General features: G+C 68.0%; 18 protein-coding genes. 7 read left to right on the forward strand and 11 right to left on the reverse strand.

Annotated elements, in window-relative coordinates; all coding sequences use genetic code 11:
- Positions 1–25: 25 nt before the first annotated feature.
- From BXA00_RS20350 to panB, 4 genes are all read right to left on the reverse strand, one after another.
- The gene (locus BXA00_RS20350) at positions 26–1294 is read right to left on the reverse strand and encodes a carboxylesterase family protein (RefSeq protein ID WP_076520239.1); all 1269 of its coding nucleotides are present in this window, start codon (positions 1292–1294) and stop codon (positions 26–28) included.
- Between the two features lie 138 nt (positions 1295–1432).
- Complete coding sequence (locus BXA00_RS20355) at positions 1433–2383, reverse strand: adenosine deaminase (protein WP_076520240.1); 951 nt, start codon at positions 2381–2383, stop codon at positions 1433–1435.
- A 48-nt stretch (positions 2384–2431) separates the two neighbouring features.
- Positions 2432–3367 (reverse strand): LysR family transcriptional regulator, encoded by a 936-nt coding sequence (locus BXA00_RS20360; RefSeq protein WP_076520241.1) that lies wholly within the window; start codon positions 3365–3367, stop codon positions 2432–2434.
- 64 nt (positions 3368–3431) lie between these two features.
- Complete coding sequence (panB, locus tag BXA00_RS20365) at positions 3432–4337, reverse strand: 3-methyl-2-oxobutanoate hydroxymethyltransferase (RefSeq protein ID WP_076520242.1); 906 nt, start codon at positions 4335–4337, stop codon at positions 3432–3434.
- 378 nt (positions 4338–4715) lie between these two features.
- On the opposite strand from panB, the gene BXA00_RS20370 reads away from it, so the two are divergent.
- The 6 genes from BXA00_RS20370 to BXA00_RS20395 all read left to right on the forward strand — a co-directional run bounded on the left by BXA00_RS20370 (position 4716) and on the right by BXA00_RS20395 (position 9582).
- Entirely contained in the window at positions 4716–5321 is a 606-nt protein-coding gene (locus tag BXA00_RS20370) for a hypothetical protein (RefSeq protein ID WP_231952120.1), read from the forward strand.
- A 44-nt stretch (positions 5322–5365) separates the two neighbouring features.
- Positions 5366–5737, forward strand: a complete 372-nt coding sequence (locus BXA00_RS20375) for a hypothetical protein (RefSeq protein WP_076520244.1) — start codon at positions 5366–5368, stop codon at positions 5735–5737.
- Between the two features lie 9 nt (positions 5738–5746).
- Positions 5747–7105 (forward strand): MATE family efflux transporter, encoded by a 1359-nt coding sequence (locus tag BXA00_RS20380; RefSeq protein WP_076520245.1) that lies wholly within the window; start codon positions 5747–5749, stop codon positions 7103–7105.
- An 81-nt stretch (positions 7106–7186) separates the two neighbouring features.
- Positions 7187–8683 carry a lytic murein transglycosylase gene (locus BXA00_RS20385; protein ID WP_076520246.1) on the forward strand — a complete coding sequence of 499 codons (1497 nt, stop codon included), beginning with the start codon at positions 7187–7189 and terminating at the stop codon, positions 8681–8683.
- Positions 8684–8771: 88 nt separating this feature from the next.
- Positions 8772–9317, forward strand: a complete 546-nt coding sequence (locus BXA00_RS20390; RefSeq protein WP_076520247.1) for a GNAT family N-acetyltransferase — start codon at positions 8772–8774, stop codon at positions 9315–9317.
- Positions 9318–9348: 31 nt separating this feature from the next.
- On the forward strand, positions 9349–9582 hold the full coding sequence (locus BXA00_RS20395) for an oxidoreductase-like domain-containing protein (protein WP_076520248.1): 234 nt from the start codon (positions 9349–9351) through the stop codon (positions 9580–9582).
- A 32-nt stretch (positions 9583–9614) separates the two neighbouring features.
- Here BXA00_RS20395 and BXA00_RS20400 read toward each other — a convergent pair whose 3' ends face one another.
- The 7 genes from BXA00_RS20400 to BXA00_RS20430 form a co-directional block, all read right to left on the reverse strand.
- Complete coding sequence (locus tag BXA00_RS20400; protein WP_076520249.1) at positions 9615–10052, reverse strand: acetyltransferase; 438 nt, start codon at positions 10050–10052, stop codon at positions 9615–9617.
- A 46-nt stretch (positions 10053–10098) separates the two neighbouring features.
- Positions 10099–11838, reverse strand: a complete 1740-nt coding sequence (locus tag BXA00_RS20405; protein WP_076520250.1) for a peptidase M14 — start codon at positions 11836–11838, stop codon at positions 10099–10101.
- A gap of 40 nt (positions 11839–11878) precedes the next feature.
- Positions 11879–12745, reverse strand: coding sequence for an ABC transporter permease (locus BXA00_RS20410; RefSeq protein ID WP_076520251.1), 867 nt, complete (start codon positions 12743–12745; stop codon positions 11879–11881).
- A 5-nt stretch (positions 12746–12750) separates the two neighbouring features.
- The gene (locus BXA00_RS20415; protein ID WP_008160703.1) at positions 12751–13674 is read right to left on the reverse strand and encodes an ABC transporter permease; all 924 of its coding nucleotides are present in this window, start codon (positions 13672–13674) and stop codon (positions 12751–12753) included.
- A gap of 245 nt (positions 13675–13919) precedes the next feature.
- Positions 13920–15446: an ABC transporter substrate-binding protein gene (locus BXA00_RS20420; RefSeq protein ID WP_076520252.1), complete on the reverse strand. Its 1527-nt coding sequence runs from the start codon at positions 15444–15446 to the stop codon at positions 13920–13922.
- A gap of 51 nt (positions 15447–15497) precedes the next feature.
- Positions 15498–17351: a dipeptide ABC transporter ATP-binding protein gene (locus BXA00_RS20425; protein ID WP_076520253.1), complete on the reverse strand. Its 1854-nt coding sequence runs from the start codon at positions 17349–17351 to the stop codon at positions 15498–15500.
- A gap of 9 nt (positions 17352–17360) precedes the next feature.
- On the reverse strand, positions 17361–17873 hold the full coding sequence (locus tag BXA00_RS20430) for a winged helix DNA-binding protein (RefSeq protein WP_063641272.1): 513 nt from the start codon (positions 17871–17873) through the stop codon (positions 17361–17363).
- Between the two features lie 433 nt (positions 17874–18306).
- Between BXA00_RS20430 and BXA00_RS20435 the strand changes: the two genes are divergently transcribed.
- Positions 18307–19980, forward strand: coding sequence for a ShlB/FhaC/HecB family hemolysin secretion/activation protein (locus BXA00_RS20435; protein WP_076522033.1), 1674 nt, complete (start codon positions 18307–18309; stop codon positions 19978–19980).
- The last annotated feature ends 16 nt before the right edge of the window (positions 19981–19996 follow it).

Below are 19996 nucleotides of genomic sequence, written 5' to 3' on the forward strand. Positions count from 1 at the left end.
CGGCGCCTCGGGCTGGCGAGTCGCCTCAGGCCAGGATCTGCAGGTGCGGCGCCTGGGGCCAGTCCGGCGCCTCGCCCCGGATGAACGCCAGCCATGCGGCCTGTGTCCGGTTTTCCAACTGCTCGCCGTGCGCGGCGGACAGGCCGGCCAGCATGGGGGCGCCGGCAAACGCCCGCAAGGTGCCGAACACGAAGGGCAGTTCAATGCAGTGGCAGGCGCCGAAACGGTCCGTGGGCGCAACGTCGAATCGTGCCAGCCAGGCATCGCGGCCCTGGGCGAGGGCCTGCCGGGCCCACAGCCGCGATGGCGCGCCGAACACCGCGTCGCCCATTTGATGGCTTGCGGCATCCGTGCCGTGGTCGGGAAAGGCGGCCATCTCGTCCCGCGTGTAGCACGCCAGTACGTCGGCGCGGCCCGCGGCCTTCAGCAGCGCGGGTGCGATGTCCTGAGGCAGCACCTGGCCGTCCAGCACCGGGCCGAACAGGCTGCGGCTGCTGCCTTCGTCCCGCAGCGCCTGCACGACCTCGGGCGCCTGCTGCGCCGCCAACAGCGCCGAAACGGGCAGCGCGCGCGCCGCGGCAAACGAATCGGCGCCGGCGGCGCGCAGAAAGACCTGCCCCAGCGCATCGGCTTGCCGCGCGCTGCGAAAGCCACGGCCCAGCGCGGCGCTCTGCAGGATGGCGCGTGAGAAGCGCGGCTTGCGCGCCAGCATGGCGCAGATCGACGATGCGCCCGCCGATTGGCCCATGACCGTGATGTGCTCCGGATCGCCGCCCAGGTCCTGGATGTTGGCGCACACCCAGTCGATCGCCGCCTCCTGGTCGAGCAGGCCCACATTGGCCGTCTGTCCTGGCACGTAGAGCCAGCCCAGCGCGGCGAGCCGGTAATTGACGGCCACGACGACCACGTCGCCGCGCTGTGCGAGGCGGGAACCGTCGTACCAGTCCAGGGCGCCGCCGCCGCTCTGCCAGGCCCCGCCATGCAGCCACACGACGACCGGGCGGCGCTTGCCATCGGCCGCCGGCGTCCACACCGTGAGGTGCAGGCAGTCTTCGGATTGCTGGGCGTCGAAGTCGCCCATGGCGCCGCGCAGCCGCGACGCAAGCTGCGGCGCGACGGTCCCCGTGCCCGTGGCGTCCAGTTCGCCGCGCCACGCCGCGGGTTGCGGCGGCGCGAAGCGCAGGTCGCCCACCGGCGCCTGCGCATAAGGAATGGCGCCATAGCGGCACACGCCGCCCTCGCGCACGCCGACCAGCGTGCCATCCCGCAGCGTTGCCTTCACGCGTTCACGCATGAGCTTCCCCCTTGCATTGTTGTGCATCGTCCGGCCGTGGCGGGCGCCGCAGCCGCCGGACTATGGTAGGGAGGAAAGCGCCGCGCCGGGCATTCCGGTTTTGAACATAGCCATGCGCAATGCGCATGGCCATGCGGGCTAGCGGGCGATGCGCGCGTCCAGGCTGTTGTCCGCCAGGGCCTGCGCCTGCTCGCGCGTCATGCCCAGGTGCTCGTAGAGCGCGTGGAAGTTCTCGTTGACGTAGCCGCCGAAGTACGCCGGATCGTCGGAGTTGACGGTGACCTTCACGCCCGCGTCCAGCAACGACAGGATGTTGTGCTCGCGCATGTGGCTGAATACGCGCAGGCGGGTATTGGACAGCGGACAGACGGTCAGCGGGATCTGCTCGTCGATGAGCCGCGCGATGAGCTTGGGATCTTCGGCGGCGCGCACGCCGTGGTCGATGCGCCGCACCTTCAGCAGATCCAGCGCCTCCCAGATGTACTCGGGCGGGCCTTCCTCGCCCGCATGCGCCACGGCCGGCAATCCGTGCGCGCGGGCGCGGTCGAAGACGCGCTGGAAGAGGCGCGGCGGAAAGCCCTGTTCGCTGCTGTCCAGGCCCACCGCGATGAACGCGTCGCGGTAGGGCAGCGCCTGGTCCAGCGTGCGCATCGCCTGTTCTTCGGGCAGGTGGCGCAGGAAGCTCAGGATCAGGCCGCTGCTCACGCCAAGCTGCTTGCGGCCGTCGTCGAGCGCCTGGCTGATGCCGTTGAGCACGGTCTCGAAGGGGATGCCGCGATCGGTGTGGGTCTGCGGATCGAAGAAGGGCTCGGTATGCACCACGTTCTGTTCGCGGCATTTGAGCAGGTAGGCCCAGGTCAGGTCGTAGAAGTCCTGCTCGGTGCGCAGCACGTCCGCGCCCATGTAGTAGAGATCCAGGAACTCCTGCAGGTTGTTGTAGTTGTACGCGCCGCGCAGGGCCTCGATGTCGGGCCAGGGCAGCGCGACGCCGTTGCGCTGCGCCAGTTGGAACAGCAGCTCGGGTTCGAGCGTGCCCTCCAGGTGCAGGTGCAGTTCCGCCTTGGGCAATGCGTTGAGCCAGTCGTACATGGGAGCTCCGGAAAAAAGAAGGTGCGTGGTCGGAAGACGGCGCGCGGCTCAGGCGGCAAGCGCGATGCCGTCAGCCTGGATGGTGCGTTCGAGCTGGGCTGCGAAGGCGCGCGCCTGGCGCGTGCTGGGGCGGTCGCGCCGCCAGATGGCGGCCAGGGGCGATTTGCGCAGGGCGGGCCGCGCCGGCAGCACGGCGAGTTCGCCGCGCGCCTGCCGGACGGCCGCGACGCTGCCGGGCAGCATCCACAGGTATTGCCCGTCCAGCAGCAGTTCGCGGCCGAATTCCAGCGACAGGACGCCGATCATATCCGGAATCGCCAGGCCAGCCTGGCGCAGGGACAGTTCGAGCTCGCCGCGGATGCGGCTGCCGGGCAGGGCGGTGATCCAGGGGTAGGACACGCAGTCGGCCAGGGTGGCGCCGGGTTGCCGGGCGAGCGGATGCTGCGGCGCGCAGGCCAGCACCACCGGATCCTCCAGCAGGGTGGTCGAGCGGTATATCTGCGGATTGACGGTGGACGAAAATCGGCTGATCAGCACGTCCAGCGCGCCGGTGTCCAGGTCCTCGATCAGGCGCTCGTGCGTGCCGACCTCGATGGTCAGCGTGATGCGCGGATGGGCCTCGCGGTAGTCGCGCGCCGCCTGCGCCACGGGCCAGCCCGCGAACATCGAGAAGCAGCCCACCGTCAGGCTGCCTTCATCGCCGCGCGAGACCGCCGCCAGATCGACCTCTGCCTTGCGAAAACCGGTCAGAAGCTGGCGCGCGTGGCGGCACATGGCGTCGCCCAGCGGCGTGCAGGTCGTTCCTTTTGCGGTGCGCTCGAACAGCCGCGCGCCCACCAATTCCTCGATCTCGGCGATCGCGCGGGACAGGCCCGATTGCGTGCTGTGCAACTGCGCGGCCGCCTTGGACAGGTTGCCCAGTTCGGAGACGGTCAGCACGATTTCCAGGTGACGGATGCGGAGTTTGCCTCGGAACGGTGTCATGGCGCGGGCGACAGGGATGATGTGCCGATTATTCTCCGGTGCCCGCCGCTTGGCAACGCGCCGCCTACCAGGCGTGCTGCGCGTCCACCGGAAACGCGCCTGCCTTGACGTCGCGCACGTAGGCGGCGAACGCGTCCTGGATGCCGTCGGCGCCTTGCGCGAAGTTGCGCACGAACCGCGGCATCTTGCCAAGGTTGAGCCCCAGCATGTCGTGCATGACCAGCACCTGGCCGTCGGTGCCGCAGCCGGCGCCGATGCCGATGGTGGCGCAGGACGTCATCGTGCGTGTGAGTTCGGCGGCCAATCGGGCCGGGATCATCTCCAGTACCAGCATCGAGGCGCCGGCCTGGTCGAGCTCGCTTGCGTCGCGCAAGAGCCTGGCGGCGCCGTCGTCGTCCCGTCCCTGCACGCGGTAGCCGCCCAGCGCGGAAACGGTCTGAGGGGTGAGTCCCAGATGGCCGCATACCGAAACGCCGCGCTCGACGAGGAACCGGACGATCTCGGTGGTCCAGCCGCCGCCCTCGAGCTTGACCATATGGGCGCCCGCCTCCATGAGCCGCACGGCGGAGGCCATCGCCTGGTCGGTCGACTGGTGGTAGGACCCGAAAGGAAGATCCGCCACCAGCAAGGCGCGGCCGTTCGCCTTGTCCAGGCCGCGGGCCACGCACTGCGTGTGATAGGCAATGTCCTGGAGCGATACGCCGACCGTGCTGGTCCTGCCCTGGCAGACCATGCCGAGCGAGTCGCCGACCAGGATGCTGTCGATGCCGGCGGCATCGGCGGCCGCGGCGAAGGTCGCGTCGTAGGCGGTCAGCATGGCGATCTTTTCGCCGGCCTGGCGCATGTCGGCGAGGGTCCTGACGGTGACCTTCCTGCGGCCGTCCGGCGCGCCGGACCGGGGCGCCGCGCCGTAGGGCGGGGCGGCGGCGTCCTGCGGGGTCGAGGGCGAAGGAACGTTCGGCTGGTTCATGTCTGGTCTCTGGGTTGTCGCAAGGAAGGGTCGGACGCAGGCGCGGCCAGCCGGTGTCGATGTCTGCGCGGATGCCTGGCCCACCGGCCTGGGCGCCTGCATGGGCGGTTGGCGCATCGTAGTACAGTCCGGCTTGCCCGGCGCGGACCATGCGCCTTCCGTGTGTCCGGGATTGCGGCGCGGGCCGCGGCATTGCGGGAGTCGGATATAGTTCCTCGCCCGCCGGCCAGCCGGCGATCACGCATCGGTCTGCAACGGGAGGAACAAGCCATGAATGCCAGGATGCGCCGCGCGCAACGTGCAATCCGATGCGCGGGCGCCGTGTTGGCCGCAGCAACGTTGAGCGCATGCGGCGTCTCCCGGGTGGACGGCGTCGCCGTGAAATGGCCACCCTTCAAGGAAGGCACGCTGGCGACCTTGCCCGCGGACGCGGCGCAATGCCCTGACCTGGCCGGTACCTACCGCGCGCAGGGCGAGCGCCGGTCGGGGGAGGCCGGATCGGCATCGCTTGCCGACCTGCGCGACTTTCTGGCCTACCCCCTGCACCTGCCGGGCCTGCGTGAGACGCCCACGCCCTGGCGCGCGTCGCCACAAGCCACCGTGTCGTTTTCCCGGACCGTGGCGGGCTGGGACGTGCTGGCGCTGGACGGCCAAGGCGCGCGGGCCGTGGGGCGCCTGCCGTTGCGGCAAGCCGGTCCAATCCCGGGCGCGTCGGCGGACGAGGCGGGCCTTCCGTCCCGCGACACGGTCCAGCGCGCGGCGGGCTGCACGCAAGGGCGTCTATGGGTCAGCGTGCGCCAGGACTGGCGGCAGCATGAATCCATCGGCGTGCGCCGCCACGTTGCGATCCTGCGCAAGGAGGCGGGCGGCCTGCTGGTGACCGTGCAGCGCGAGTCCGACACCCTTGGCATGCTGTTGCCCTGGTACACCAACGACAGCGATTTGTTCCAATACTGGTTTGCGCCCGCCGCCGACCCCGCTTGAAATCTTCAACCCCGCAGGCGTGCGCCTGCATCACCGAGTGCCTCATGACCGCAAAGCGACTTTTCACCTGGACTTTCTTCTTCGCGCTGTTCGTCGTGCTGGTGGCCTTGTTCTGGCGCCAGCTTTTTGATCAGACGCCGCCGTCGCTGCGCGAGCTGGGCGGGCACCCGGTGGGCGGCGACGCGCACATCTACGGCGAGTCGCCGCGGCTCGACGGCATGGCCGACCGCGCGCTGCTGGCCGATGCGCAACGCGGCAATCCGGGCGCTCAGTACATGCAGGGCCTCATCATGGAGCACTACGACATGAAGGAGGCGCTGCGCTGGTACGAGGCGGCCGCGGCGCAGGGCTACGAACTGGCGGCGCAGCGTCTTGAGGCGTTGCGGCAGGCACCCGCGTCCGCGTCCGCGCAATAGCGATTCCCTTTGAACGCGACCGCGCAACACGCCCGTTTCGTGTCCGGCCCGCTCGGCGGGCACGTCCTCGAAATGATCCTGACCGGCTGGGCAAGCATGCTGGCCGTGTTTGCCGTGGAATTCCTGTCGCTGCTGTACCTGGGCACGCTGGAGGACGAGGCGGTGCTGGGCGCGGTGGGATTCGGGTCCATGACGCAGTTCACCATCATCGCCGTCTGCATCGGCGTGACGGTGGGCGGCGCGGCCCTGGTGTCGCGGGCGTTGGGCGCGCAGGACGTGGCCCGGGCGCGCGCGCTGGCGGGCGCGTCCCTGATCCTGATGGCCGCCACCGCGTTGGCGGCCGGCGCGGTGTTTCTTGCGGCGATCGGTCCGTTCACCGCCGCCAACGGCCTGGCCGAGGACGTGCGCGCGCATCTGCTGTCGTATGTGCTCATCACCACGCCGTTCGCGGTGGTCATGGGCATCGGCATGATGCTGTCCAACCTGCTGCGCGCGGCGGGCCATGGACGGCAATCCATGTGGGTGCTGCTGGCGGGCACCGGCACGGTCGCCGTGCTCGATCCCATCGTCATCTTCGTGCTGGACGGCGGCATGGTGGGCATCGCATGGGCGAGCGGCGCGGGGCGCCTGGCCACCGTGGCGCTGGGCGCCTGGCTGGTGTTTCGCAAGCACCGGCTGGTCGCATGGCCGGCGCTCGGGCAACTGCGTGAGCACCTGGCCGCGATCGGCGCCATCGCCCTGCCGGCCGCGCTGACCACCTTGGCCACGCCGGCGGCGGTGATCTTCACCGTGTCCACGTATGCCAGCTTCGGCCCCAGCGTGCTGGCCGGCGCCACGGTCGTGGACCGGCTGCTGCAACTGGCGTATTCGCTGTTTTTCGTGCTGCCCGGCGCCATCGGGCCGATACTCGGACAGAACCTGGGCGCCGGCCAGTGGGACCGCGTCAGGCAGACCGCCGGCCTGGCGGCGCGCTGGGCGCTGCTGTACGGGTTTTCGGCGGCGGTCGGGCTGGCGATCCTGGCGCCGTGGATGCCGGATATCTTCCGGGTCACCGGACCGGGGCGCGACCTGATCGTCTTTTTCTGCCGCTACGGCAGCTTTGCCTGGGCGTTGAATGCGCTGTTCTTCGTGTCGATCGCCGTGTTCAACAACCTGGGATACGCCACGTATTCAACTGTCATCGGCTGGCTGCGCGCCACGATCGGCACCGTGCCCTTCGTCTGGCTGGGCGCTCGCCTGGGCGGGCCGGAAGGGGTGATGCTGGGGCAGATGGGCGGCTTTGCGCTGTTCAGCCTGATCGCGATGGCGCTGTGCCGGCGCGTGCTGCGCGCGCCGCCCGCGGGATTCGCGCCGGTCGCGCCGACCTGAGCCGCGCCGGGCCGGCGCCGGTTCGATTTCGGCCGCCGGTCGCGGTACGATCCCGGCTGACTTCGATTTTTCAGGAAAGCCATGCGCCAGAGTTCCCTACGTCCTCGAATCGACAGCTTTTCCCGCGTGCTGCTGGCCGCTGCGTTGAGCGCCGCCGCCGCGGGCGCCGCGCACGCGCAGTCGCCCGGGTCGGCGACCGGGTCGCGCGTCCAGACGCCCGCGCCGGAACAGCCGCAGCCGGTCCTCAAGCCCAAGCGCAGCTTCGACGACACCCCGGCCCCGGCCGCCGCAGCTGCGCCCGCCGCCGCAGCCACGCCCGCACCCGCGGCCGCGCCTGCTGCCCCCGCGGCTGCGGCCGCCGCGCCCACCGTCATCGTCCCCACCGAACTCGACACCAAGGCCTGCATCGCCAAGCTGCGCAAGGGCGCCACGGCCAACGGCCTGACCGTCGCCGACTGGGACAAGTACACCGCCAACGCCACGCTGCTGCCCACGACCGTCGCCTCGGCCAAGGGCCAGCCCGAAGGCCGTGAAAGCTGGTGGGACTACATCGCCAAGACGGTGGACGACGAGCGCGTGCAGGACGGCAAGGCCGTGCTGGCCAAATACGGCGCCCAGCTTGGCGCCATCAGCCAGCAGTACCAGGTCGATCCCGCGACGCTGGTCGCCATCTTCGGCATCGAAACCAACTACGGCCGCCAGGTCGGCAAGACCGACGTGCTCAACGCGTGGTTGACCCGCGCGTGCACCGAGAACAAGACGCTCTGGGAAAAGAACGCCTACGCCTCCGTGCGCCTGCTGCGCGACGGCACCGTGCCCGCCGACAAGTTCGTCGGCTCCTGGAGCGGCGCTTTCGGCATGACGCAATTCATCCCGACCTCGTTCTACGAACTGGCCGCCGACGGCGACGGCGACGGCCGCATCGATCTCTACAACTCGCTGCCCGATGCGCTGGCCTCCACGGCCAACCACCTGCGCAAGCGCCGCGCCCAGTGGACGCACGGCCTGCCGGCCGTGGTCGAGGTGCGCGTGCCCGCCGAACTGGCCGCCGCGATTCCGCCCGAGCCCGACGCCGAATACGTCGGCTCGCAAGACCGCCGCACCATCGCCCAGTGGGCACAGGCCGGCGTCAAGCAGGGCGACGGCTCGGTGCTGAAACTGCCCTCGGGCAATGACCAGCAGGCGTACCTTTTCGCACCCACCGGCGCGCGCGGCCCGGTGTTCCTGGCCACCGTGAACTTCGACGCCATCCTGCACTACAACCAGTCGCGCCGCTACGGCCTGGCCGTGTCGCTGCTGCTGAACCGCCTGCAGGGCGGCCCGGCGCTTGCGACCGCCTGGCCCACCGACGATCCCGGCCTGTCGCGGGCGCAGATCAAGGAGCTCCAGGAACAGCTCTACGGCCGCGGCCATGACATCGGCGTGGCCGACGGCATTCCCGGCGCCAAGACGCGGGACGCGGTGCGCGCCGAGCAGGCGCGGCTCAACCTGCCGCAGGACGGCCGCGTCGGCAAGCGCATCCTGGATGCGCTCAAGGCCGACCAGCCCGCGGCCATGCGGGCCTATCCGGCGCAATGAGCGGGCCGCGCGGATGAGGGTTAGGCTGGAGTGCGTGGCGCCGTCCTGGCCGGTATGATCGGCAGGTCCGCCACCGCTCTCGACAACCATGCCGTCCGCCGAGTTTCCCGACGATTTCCAGACCCTGCGCCTGCGCGCCCGCCGCATGTCCCAGGCGCATCTGCCATTCATGATCGAAATGCACGCCAATGCCGACCTGATGCAGTCCATGGGCGGCACGCGCGACGCGGCGTCCAGCCGCCGCTACGTGGCGCAGAACATCGTGCACTGGACCGAGCACGGCTACGGCATGTATGTGCTGGAAGACCGCGACACCGGCTTGCCCGCCGGCCGGGCGGGGCTGAAAGCCTCGACGTCGCCCGGTCGCGCGGGCGTCGAGCTGGCCTATGCCTTGCATCCCGACTGCTGGGGCAAGGGGTTTGCGCCGGAGATTTCCCGCGCGCTGATCGCGCTGGGATTCCGCCTGCTGCCGGTGGATGTGCTGGGCGCCGTGGCGCTGCGGTCCAATGTGGCGTCGCAGCGGGTCATGGAAAAGACCGGGCTGCGCTACGTCGGCATGACCGGCGACACGCCCGAGCCCAAGGTCTGCTACGAAATCCGGCGCGTGGACTGGCGCAGGCTGGAAGGCGTGTGAGCCGCCAGCCGCGCGGCGCTAACATGGCGCGATGAGCACCAGGAAATCCACTGCCGGCAAATCCGGCGCCGGCCGCGCCACGGCAACGCCCGTTGCCGTTCCCGCCGACGACCCGCCGCCCGTTGCGCCCGAGCGCCCCGCGCCCGACGAATGCTGCCACAGCGGCTGCATCCCCTGCGTCTATGACCTCTACGACGAAGCCATGGACCGCTATCGGGACGCGTTGAAGGCCTGGCGCGCCCGGCACGAGCCGCAGCAGCCCTGAACGCCCCGAGCGCCCTGAACGCCCCGCAGCGATCAGCTCGGCAGCTTCATGTGGATGATGGGAAACGGACGGCCCGCGTCGTCGTAGGCCGAGCGGCCCACGTCCTCGAAACCGTAGTGCTTGTAGAAGCCGTGCGCCTGCGGATTCTGCTCATTCACGTCGACCAGCAGCGTGCCGTGCAGCGAGCGCGCGAAATTCAGCAGGCGCCGGCCGGCGCCCTTGCCGCGCTTGTTGGCATCGACGAACAGCATCTCGACCTTGTTGCCGGCCAGGCCCATGAAGCCGGCCACCTCGCCGGCATCGTCCTCGCAGACCCAGACCCTCACCGATGGCAGGTAGGTGTTGAGCACCTGAGGGTACATGGCCTGGATTTCCTTTTCGGAAAGGAAAGTATGGGTGGGGCGTACCGAGCGGAGCCAGATATCCACCAAGGCCAGATCGTCGCCGTGGTTGCGTTCTCGGATGTTCATTTCTTATTGATTCTGTAGGTCGTGTGCCGATGGCGGTCCTTGGCCGCTAAAGCCCTGCGCGATAGATGTCGGTGGCCGCCAGGACGGTTTCCATCTGCACAGTATGCGCGAAAACGAAACGGTCGCCGTAGACCGTTTCATCCGGAAACTCCGAAATCAGCGCCATCGGCAGGTCTTCGCGGTCGGTTTCCGTGATCTGCACCGGAATCCCGTTCAGCACGTCAAAGCCCGTTTCGAGCGCATGCGCGTGGAACAGTTCCAGTTGGCGGGCATTGAACCGCACCAGGTCCGGCACGTTGCGGGCCAGGCGCGCGGTGACGCCTTCGATCAGGCGGCGTGCGCGTTCAGCCCATCCCGGATGATGGCGCAGCACCAGGAAAAAGCCCTTGGGAATGGTCCACAGCTCGAAGTGGCGCGGAAGGTAGCCCGACAGCGGGCGCGTCCATTCGTGCGCGGGATAGCCGTGCAGGTTGATGTGAAGCTGCGCGCCGCTGATGGCGTGCGCCTGGTGCCGGCCATCGCGTTCGAAGAACGGCGCGCGCTCGCGGTACGCGATGTCGTCACCCAGCGCGCTGTAGCGCGACGCGTGCAGCATGTGGCGGGGATGCTGTTCGCGCAGCCGGTTAAAGAGCGCGTAGCCATCGGGGTTCTCGGAAGCGATCAGCGCGAAATGCGCATCGCCGCGCGCGGCCAGGGTCTGCGCCGCGCGCAGCGCACCCACGACGCCCGAGGTCTCGTTGGCGTGCTGCGCGCCTGAAATGAAGACGGCCGGACCCGGGCCGCGCACGTAGGTGCCCAGCACCGGACGGCCCTGGCGGGACATCGCCTGGAAGGTGTCGCCGCCGAATGCCGCCATGCATCCGGCGATCTGCGCGGCCGACAGCGGTTCGCGCGCCTGCGCCAGCGGCTGCGCGGGCAGCGACGGGATCACGGGCGCCACGGGCGCGAAGGTCTCCACCGAGATCTGCACGCGCGCCGCGCCGTCGTGGCGCCGGATGTCGGGAATGATCTGGCCGGGCTGCAGGCCGCGATCGCCGGACGGGCGGCCCGAGTGCTGCTGGAAGTGCTCCAGCAGCGAGAAATAGATGTCCTCGTGCAGCGCCTCGAAGGTGCTGACGATTTCCTCGTCCACCGGCAGCGCGAAGTCGATGCCTGGCAGGTCCACGCGGATTTCCAGCCGGTCGAAGTAAGGCTCGTGCGCGCCCCACGCATGGTTGCGCACGGTGTCCATGATGCTGCGAAAGAGCAGTTGGTATTCGGTGGCCTGCGCGGCATCGGTCCGCACGACGCCGTCCGCATCGCGCACGCGCAGCCAGCCCGTGGGCGACAGTTCCGGCGTGCCGTCGGGCGCGTGCCCGAGCGCGTTGGGCGCGAACACGCGGGTGTCGACCTTGCGGCCGTCGGCGTACGTCAGGCTGACGTCGTAGTGCAGGTCGTCGGCGCCGGGCAGCAGGGTCACGCGCACGCCCTGCAGCAGGGCGACCAGCGGATACGCCTCGAGCGTGAAGCGCTTGGCCTGCGCATGTTCGTGCAGCGGATAGCGGATCTCGGCCGACAACAGCCCCTCGCGCTCCACCTCTTCAAGAAAGTAATGCAGCAAGGGCTTGTAGGCGCTGCGAAAGCGCGCCTTGACGCCAGCCTGTTCCAGCCGGGCCTGCGCCGCGCGGCGGGCCGCCACGTCCTCGAACAGCCAGCCTTCCACGACCGCGCCGCGCCAGGCCGGCGACAGGTAGGCGTGCGTCCACGCGTCCAGCGTGCGGTCGAATGTCTTTTCCAGCAACGTCATGCTCGGTGTTCCTTCCGGCCGCTCGGGCCGGATCGATATTTCAGACCTTGCCGGTCGGGTCCAGGCGGTCGCGCAGCCAGTCGCCCAGCAGATTCAGGCCCAGCACGGTCAACATGATGGCCAGGCCGGGAAAGACGCTGACCCACCAGGCCGTCTGCATATACGTGCGGCCGTCGGCAAGCATACCGCCCCAGCTCGGGATCATGGGATCGACGCCCAGGCCCAGGAAGGTCAGGCTGCTTTCCAGCAGGATGTTGTTGGCCACGTTCAGGGTCATCAGGATCACCAGCGGCCCCAGCAGGTTCGGCACGATGTGGTGGCGGATCATCGCCAGGTCGCGCACGCCGAAGGCGCGCGCGGCCAGCACGAACTCGCGCTCGCGCAGGGCCAGCACCTGCGCGCGCACCAGCCGGGCGTACTGCACCCATTGCGACACGATCATGAAGAAGATGACGTTGAACAGGCCCCCGCCCAGGATGGCGATGAACGTGATCGCGACCAGGATGAAGGGCAGGGCGAGCTGCACGTCGGCAAAGCGCATGACGATCATGTCCCAGAAACCGCGGTAGTAGCCCGCGATCAGGCCCATGACGATGCCCAGCAGCGCGCCGCCCAGCACGGACGCAAAGCCCACCAGCAGCGAGATCTTGCCGCCGACGATCACGCGCGCCAGCACGTCGCGGCCCAGCGGGTCGGTGCCGAAGGGATGGGCGGCGGACGCGAAAGGCGCCATCAGGCGGCCGGCCAGGTCCATCGATTCGCCGCCATCCGGAAAGAGCCAGCCCGAGGCCAGCACCAGCAGGACCATGACGCCGGTCAACAGCGCGCCCAGCACGAATTCCAGCGAGCGGTAGCGGCTGCGCGGTTTGACGGCCTTCGGGGCCGCGGGGGAAGTGGTTGTCTGCATGATGCTCAGCGCGTGCGGATACGGGGATCGACGATGCCGTAGGCGATGTCGACGATCAGGTTGACCAGGACGATGACGGTGGCCAGCACGGTGACCGTGCCTTGCAGCACCGGATAGTCGCGGCCGGAAATGGCGTCGAACGCCAGCGTGCCCAGCCCCGGCCAGTTAAAGACCATCTCGATCACGACGATGCCGCCGATCAGGCCGCCGAACTGCAGGCCCAGGTAGGTGATCAGCGGAATGGCGCAATTGCGCAGCGCGTGCTTGTACAGCACCACGCGTTCCTTCAGGCCCTTGCTGCGCGCCACCATGATGTACTGCGCGGACAGCGTCTCCAGCATCGTCGTGCGCACCAGCCGGATGTTGGTGGCGCTGAGGATGATCGCCATGGTCAGCGACGGCAGCACCAGGCTCGCCGGCCCGCTCCATCCCGAAGGCGGCAGCAGCGGGAACGTGATCGACAGCAGCAGCACCAGCATCAGCGCCAGCCAGAAGTTGGGAAACGACAGTCCCACCAGCGACAGGATGCGGATCGCCTGGTCCGTGGGCTTGCCGCGCTTGATGGCGGCCTGGATGCCCAGCGGCAGCGAGATCAGGATCGACACGATCAGGGACGTGAACGCGAGCATCAGCGTGGCGGGCAGGGCATCGCCAATCAGCTTGGCCACCGACGTGCCGCCCATGAAGCTGCGCCCGAAATCGCCGTGCAATAGGCCCTGCATGTACGACAGGTACTGCTCGTGGAACGGCCGGTTCAGCCCGAGCGCCTGGCGGATGTTGGCCAGGTCTTGCTCCGTCACACTGCCCGAACCCTGGCTGAGCATCAGCGCGGGGTCGCCGGTCAGGCGCACGGCATAAGAGACAAGCAGCGTCACGGCCACGATCACGAAGATCGCCTGCAACACGCGTTTGATGAGAAATCCGGTCATAAGGCGCCGCGCCGGCTTACGCCGTCGCGGATCGGTAATGTTAATGCTGTAACGAGCATCGTCAATGCTTCAACGAGGCGCTATCCCAGTGGGATGCCGCGGATCCGGGCTCCGCCGGTCCGCAGGCATGCCCCCTGGGGGGAAGCGCGCAGCGCTTCGGGGGGGGCGTCTCCTTCGCGGATCCGGCTTTGCCGGTCCGCAGGCATGCCCCCTGGGGGGAAGCGCGCAGCGCTTCGGGGGGGGATTCAGTCCACACTGGCGTTCACGAAGCGGAAGCGGATGTCTCCCGGAACCTCCAGGTTCTTCACGCGCTTGTTCACGCCCACGATCGTGTTCAGGCTGTACAGCGGCAGCTCCAGCGCCTGGTCGGCGACGTACGCGGCGATCTCCTGCAGCATCGCTTCACGCTTCTTCACGTCGTAGACGGTACGCTGCGCTTCCAGCATCTGATTGAGCTTGGCGTCGTTGTCGTACGGGTTCCACTTCTGGCCCGAGTGGTACATCAGGTACGCGGTGTTGTCGTAGTCGTACGTCCAGCCGCCCCACTGGTTCTGCCACATCTCGCCGGTCTTGCCGCCGGGGATGATGTCGTTGAGCAGCACGCCGGTTTCGTAGGGCTTGATGGTGGCGCGCACGCCCACGCCCTGCAGGTAGCCCGACACGGCCTGGGCCACTTCGCGGAAGTTCGAATCGCTGCCGCGCACGTCGATCTGCACCGTGGCGCCCGGCTTCACGCCCGCGGCGGCCAGCAGCTTCTTGGCTTCGGCGGGGTTGAAGGGCAGGGGCTTTTGCTCGGGGTTGTAGCCGAACGACTGCGGACCCTGGAAGCTGGCGATGGTCTTGGCCTGGCCCAGCAGCAGCTGCTTGACGATGGCGTCGCGATCGACCGCCATGATCAGCGCACGGCGCACGTCGCGGCTCTGCGTGATGCCGTTCTTGGTGTTGTAGCGCAGCGCGAAGGCCACCGGACCACCCGTCGAGATGACATCGGCATTGCCCGACTTCTTCACGGTTTCGATCAGGCCCAGCGGGATCAGCGTGGCGATGTCGATGCGGCCGGCCTGCAGCTCGGCGACCTGCGTGCCCGGTTCACCGATGAAGCGGTACACCACCTTGTCCAGCTTGGGCTTGCCGCCCCAGTAGTCGTCGTTGCGCGCCAGCGTCACGTTGACCTTGGGCTGGTAGCTCTCGAACTTGAACGGGCCGGTGCCGACCGGGTTCGTGTTGAAGAAATCCTCGCCCTTTTCCTTGATGTACTTGGGCGGGACGATCATCGCGCCGTAGCCGGCCAGCTTGGTGAGCAGCACCGGATCGGGCTGCTTCAGGATGAAGTCCACCGTGTACTCGTCCACCACCTTGACCTCGCCGATCGAGTCGTAGTTGGACTTCTGCGGACCCTTGGCGCCTTCCGCGCCCAGCAGGCGCTCGAAGGTGAACTTCACGGCCTCGGCGTTGAAGGGCTCGCCGTTATGGAACTTCACGCCTTCGCGCAGCTTGAAGCGCAGGCGCTTGTTGTCGTCCTGGTATTCCCAGCTCGTGGCCAGGCCCGGCTGCAGCTTCAGGTCCGCGCCGCGCATGGTCAGGCCGTCGTACAGGTTGCTGCCGACCGAGCCCCAGAACGTCACGAAGGTGTCGATCGGATCCCAGCTTCCCGGATCCTGGTTGATGGCGACGTTGAGCGTGCCGGCGGCGTGCGCCGTCGAAAAGGGCAGCGCGGCGCCCAGCGCCAGGGTCAGGGCGGTGGCGGTGAAAGTGGTGCGTAGGAACTGCATGGTCGCCTCCAGGGACGGGGAATCGGGTCGGACCGACGGATAAAAAGGGGTTCAGGCGGCGCGTGCGACCTGGTGGCCGGGCGCGACTTCAAAGAGGGGAACGATGGCGGGCTCATCCCCGACGCGGCGCACCGGGCTGGGAATCTCGCCTTCGATCAGGGACGTGTCGATGTGGCGGCCGGGTTCGGCCACCGGCACCGCGGCCAGCAGCTTGCGGGTGTAGGCATGCTGCGGCGATTCGAAGATCTGGCGGCGCGTGCCCAGCTCGACGATCTGGCCCAGGTACAGCACCGCCACGCGGTGGCTCACCTTCTCCACGACCGCCATGTCGTGCGTGATGAACAGATAGGACAGTCCGCGGTCCTTCTGCAGATCCATCAAGAGGTTCAGGATCTGCGCCTGGATCGACACGTCCAGCGCCGACACGGACTCGTCCGCGATGATCAGTTTGGGATTGCTGGCCAGCGCGCGCGCGATGCACACCCGCTGGCGCTGGCCGCCGGAGAACTCGTGCGGATAGCGCCGGGCGTGTTCGGGCTTCAGGCCCACCTGCTCCAGCAATTCGCCCACGCGCCGCGCAATCGCGTCCTCGCCGGACAGCAGACCGTGCGTGCGGATCGGCTCGGCGATGCTGAAGGCCACGGTCTTGCGCGGATCCAGCGACGCGTACGGGTCCTGGAAAATGTATTGGATTTCCTGGCGCAGGCGCTGGCGGCCGGCGCTGTCCATCGAGAAAATGTCCTGGCCGTTGTAGCGCACCGCGCCAGACGTGGGCGCCACGAGCTGCTGCAGGGTCTTGCCGATGGTGGACTTGCCGCTGCCCGATTCGCCCACCAGGGCCAGTGTTTCGCCGGGGTAGACGTCAAAGCTCACTTCTTCGACGGCGTGCACGCGATGCGTGACCCGGCCGAACAGGTTGTGGCCCACGTCAAAGCGCGTGGTCAGCTTGTCGACGCGCAGCACGGGCTCATCGTAGCGGGCCGTGTCCTGCTCGCGGGTCTCGCCCACTTCGCGCAGCGTCTCGCCTTCCAGCACGGTCTGCGGCGTGCGCAGCGGCAGGTCGCGGCCCGTCAGGCTGCCCAGGCGCGGCACGGCAGCCAGCAGCGCGCGCGTATACGGATGCTTGGGCGCCTTGAAAATGTCTTCGACGTTGCCTTGCTCCACCTTCTTGCCGCGCAGCATCACCACCACATCGTCGGCCATCTCGGCCACCACGCCCATGTCATGCGTGATGAAAATGACCGCCGTGCCCAGGTCGCGCTGCAATTCGCGGATGGTGTTCAGGATCTGCGCCTGGATCGTCACGTCCAGCGCCGTGGTCGGCTCGTCGGCAATCAGCAGGCGCGGCTGGCACGACAGCGCCATCGCGATCATCACGCGCTGGCGCATGCCGCCCGACAACTGGTGCGGATAGCGGTCCAGCAACTGTTCGGCGTCCGGCAGCCGCACTTTCTCCAGCAGCTTGCGCGCGGCCTGGCGGGCCGCCGAACGCGATAGCTGCTGGTGCAGCATGATCGCCTCGACGATCTGGTCGCCGATGGTGAACACCGGGTTCAGCGACGTCATCGGCTCCTGGAAGATCATCGCGATGTCGTTGCCGCGGATCGCGCGCATCTGCTCGTCGCTGGCCTGGGTCAGGTCCACCTCGCGGTCCTCGCCGTCGCAAAACAGGATCTGTCCCGTCGAGATGCGGCCGCCGCTGTAGTCCGTCAGGCGCATGATCGCCATCGACGTCACCGATTTGCCCGACCCGGACTCGCCGACGATGGCCAGCGTCCTGCCGGGCCGCACATCGAAATCCAGGTTGTCGACGGCGCGGAACTCGCCGGTCTCGGTGGTGAAGTCGACCGAGACGCCCCGCACGGACAGCAGCGGGGCGGTAGAAGAAACAGTAGTGCTAGACAACGTGGATTCTCACAGCGAGGTGGCGGCGCGGGCGGCCTGGTCGTACAGGCCCGAGAGGGCGCGCAGGGTATTGGCCAGTTGATGGCTGGCCTCATCCGCGGCGGGGGAGTCGATGAAGGGCTTGACGAGGCATTGCTCGCGCACTTCGGCATAACGCTGGATCGCGGCCGCGCCAGCGTCGGTCGTGGTGTAGATCACTTCCTTGCCGGTCTTGGCGCTTTGCACCACGCCCAGCCGTTCCAGCTTCTTCAGCGAATAGTTGACGAGGTGCGTGTCTTCGACATTCAGCGTGAAGCAGATGTCCGCCAGCTTCTTGCCGCGGCCGCGGTGGAACACGTGGTTGAGCACCAGGATGTCCAGCGACGTCAGCTCGGGCAGGCCCGCACAGGCCATGCACCGCACCATCCAGCGATTGAAGGCGTGCGACGCGATGATCAGGCCGAATTCGACTTCGGACAGTTCGGGCGCGGACGAAGCCAGATGGGAAGAGGAAACGATGGCGTCCCGGACGGATACAGGCATGGGGCAGACAGGCAAAAGGACGGATCGACGATAAAACGTTGGCGAATTATTGATGATTTGTTGATTTAGGGGACATACGGGATAACCCGGAGTGGGGCGCATTTTCGGATTGTTCTGATTTTTGTCGGGGTGGGCGGCCGTCTACAAAGCCAGCGGCTCCGCGGGGCGGCATGCGACAGCACGCAGCTCCATCAAAAAACGTCCGAAGAATGCGTGCATGCAACAAATAAAGCGAATCCGATTCGTCGTCGAACAGATAAGACAGATAAGACAGATAAGGCAGATAAAACAGTTAACTGGGTTGTGCCTTCGAGCAGGGGAATTGCCGAAAGCAGGGTTGCTGGCCGACCGAGCGCCCCGCAGGCGGCGCCTTAGCGGATGTTCGGGTGCGCCCTGTCGTGCGGCTAGGCTCTGGCCGTTGCAGTGGACCGTCATGTTGTGTGCGGTGGCGGTCGGCGGGCCCGCAGTGGCGCAGACGGCGCCGGACGCCGTGCTTCGGGCCACGGAACTCCTGCGCCGGCAAGAACAGGAAGTCGATGCCCAGCGCGCCCGGGCCGCCGAGCGCCCCGACGCGCTGTCCTCCTCGCCCGCGCAGCGCGCGCGCGGGCTTGATCTTCCAACCGAAACCCCTTGCTTCCCTTTGCGCGAAGTCGCCTGGGAAGGCGCTTCGCCTCCCCGCGAGCTGGCCCTGGCTGCCCAGGACGTCGTCGGACAGTGCGTGGGCGGGCAGGGGTTGCGCGCCCTGCAGGAACACCTGATCGGTCGGCTCATCGACAATGGCCAGGTCACTGCGCGCGTCGTGGTGCCGGAGCAGTCCCTGGCGGCCGGCACCGTCACGCTGCGCTACCTGCCCGGCCGCATTTCGGCCGTCAAGGGGGAGGGAACCGTCGGCTGGTGGCGCACCGCGCTGCCCACGGGACCTGGCGGCGAATTGAACCAGCGCGACCTGGATCAGGCGCTTGAAAACATCCGACGCCTGGGCAGCCAGTCCGACGCGGCCATCGACATCGCGCCCGGTCCCGAACTGGGCGACTCCGACATCCTCATCAAGCCCGGAACGGGCAAACGCTGGCATGGCTACCTGGGCGGCGACAACGGCGGCATGGACAGCGTCGGCAAGTACCAGATCAACGCCGGGCTGACCCTCGACTCGCCGCTCTTCCTGTACGACCAGTTGTCGGTTTCCTGGAACAACAACGCCCACTGGCGCGACGCGCAATCCCACACGCGTGCGGCGTCCATCAACTACAGCATTCCCTTCGGCTACTGGACCTTCTTCACAGGGGCCAGCAAGTCCACCTACCGCCAGACTGTCGCGGGCTTCGAAGATCCCATCATCTATGGCGGCACCACCAAGCAGATCCAGGCGGGCGTATCGGTCGTGCCGTATCGCGGCACGGCCTACAAAGGCAACCTGTCCGTGAGCGTGTTGCGCAAGCGCACAGAAAGCACGTTGAACGACGTTTCCATCGACGTACAGCGCCGCGACGTCACCGGCTATGAAATCGGCGTCGGGCATCGCCACTACGTGGGCCAGGCCGTGCTGGACATCGGTGGTGGCGTGCGGGGCACGCTGCCGCAGTTCTCCGACCAGCCCGGCTACGTCTACGGCGACCCGGACTGGAACGGCCGCAGCACCCTCTACACCGCCAACGCCGGCCTGTACCTGCCCTTCAAGGTGGCGGACCAGCCCTTCGCCTACCAGGCCAACTGGCAGATCCAGCACGCCAAGACCGCCATCGTGCCCGCCGACTACTTCACCATCGGCAACCGCTACGCCGTGCGCGGCTTCGACGGGCAGATGACGCTGGCCGCCGAAGACGGCTGGACATTGCGCAATGACCTGTCGTGGAACCTGGATGCGGTGACCGGCCTGCCCGGGCAGCAGCTCTACGCCGGCCTGGACGTGGGACGCGTGGGTGGCCCATCCGCCGCCTACCTGTCCGGCCGCACGCTGGTCGGGGCTGTCGCCGGGGTCCGCGGCCGTTTCTCCATTCCCTACGTCAATGCCAGCTATGACCTGTCGGCCGGCTGGCCGCTGAAGAAACCCGAATCGCTCGAAACCGCATCCACCGTCTTCGCGATGGCCGTGATGTTCGAGTTCTAAATCAGATGTTGCTCAT

Source organism: Achromobacter sp. MFA1 R4 (genome assembly GCF_900156745.1).
GTDB lineage: Bacteria > Pseudomonadota > Gammaproteobacteria > Burkholderiales > Burkholderiaceae_B > Achromobacter.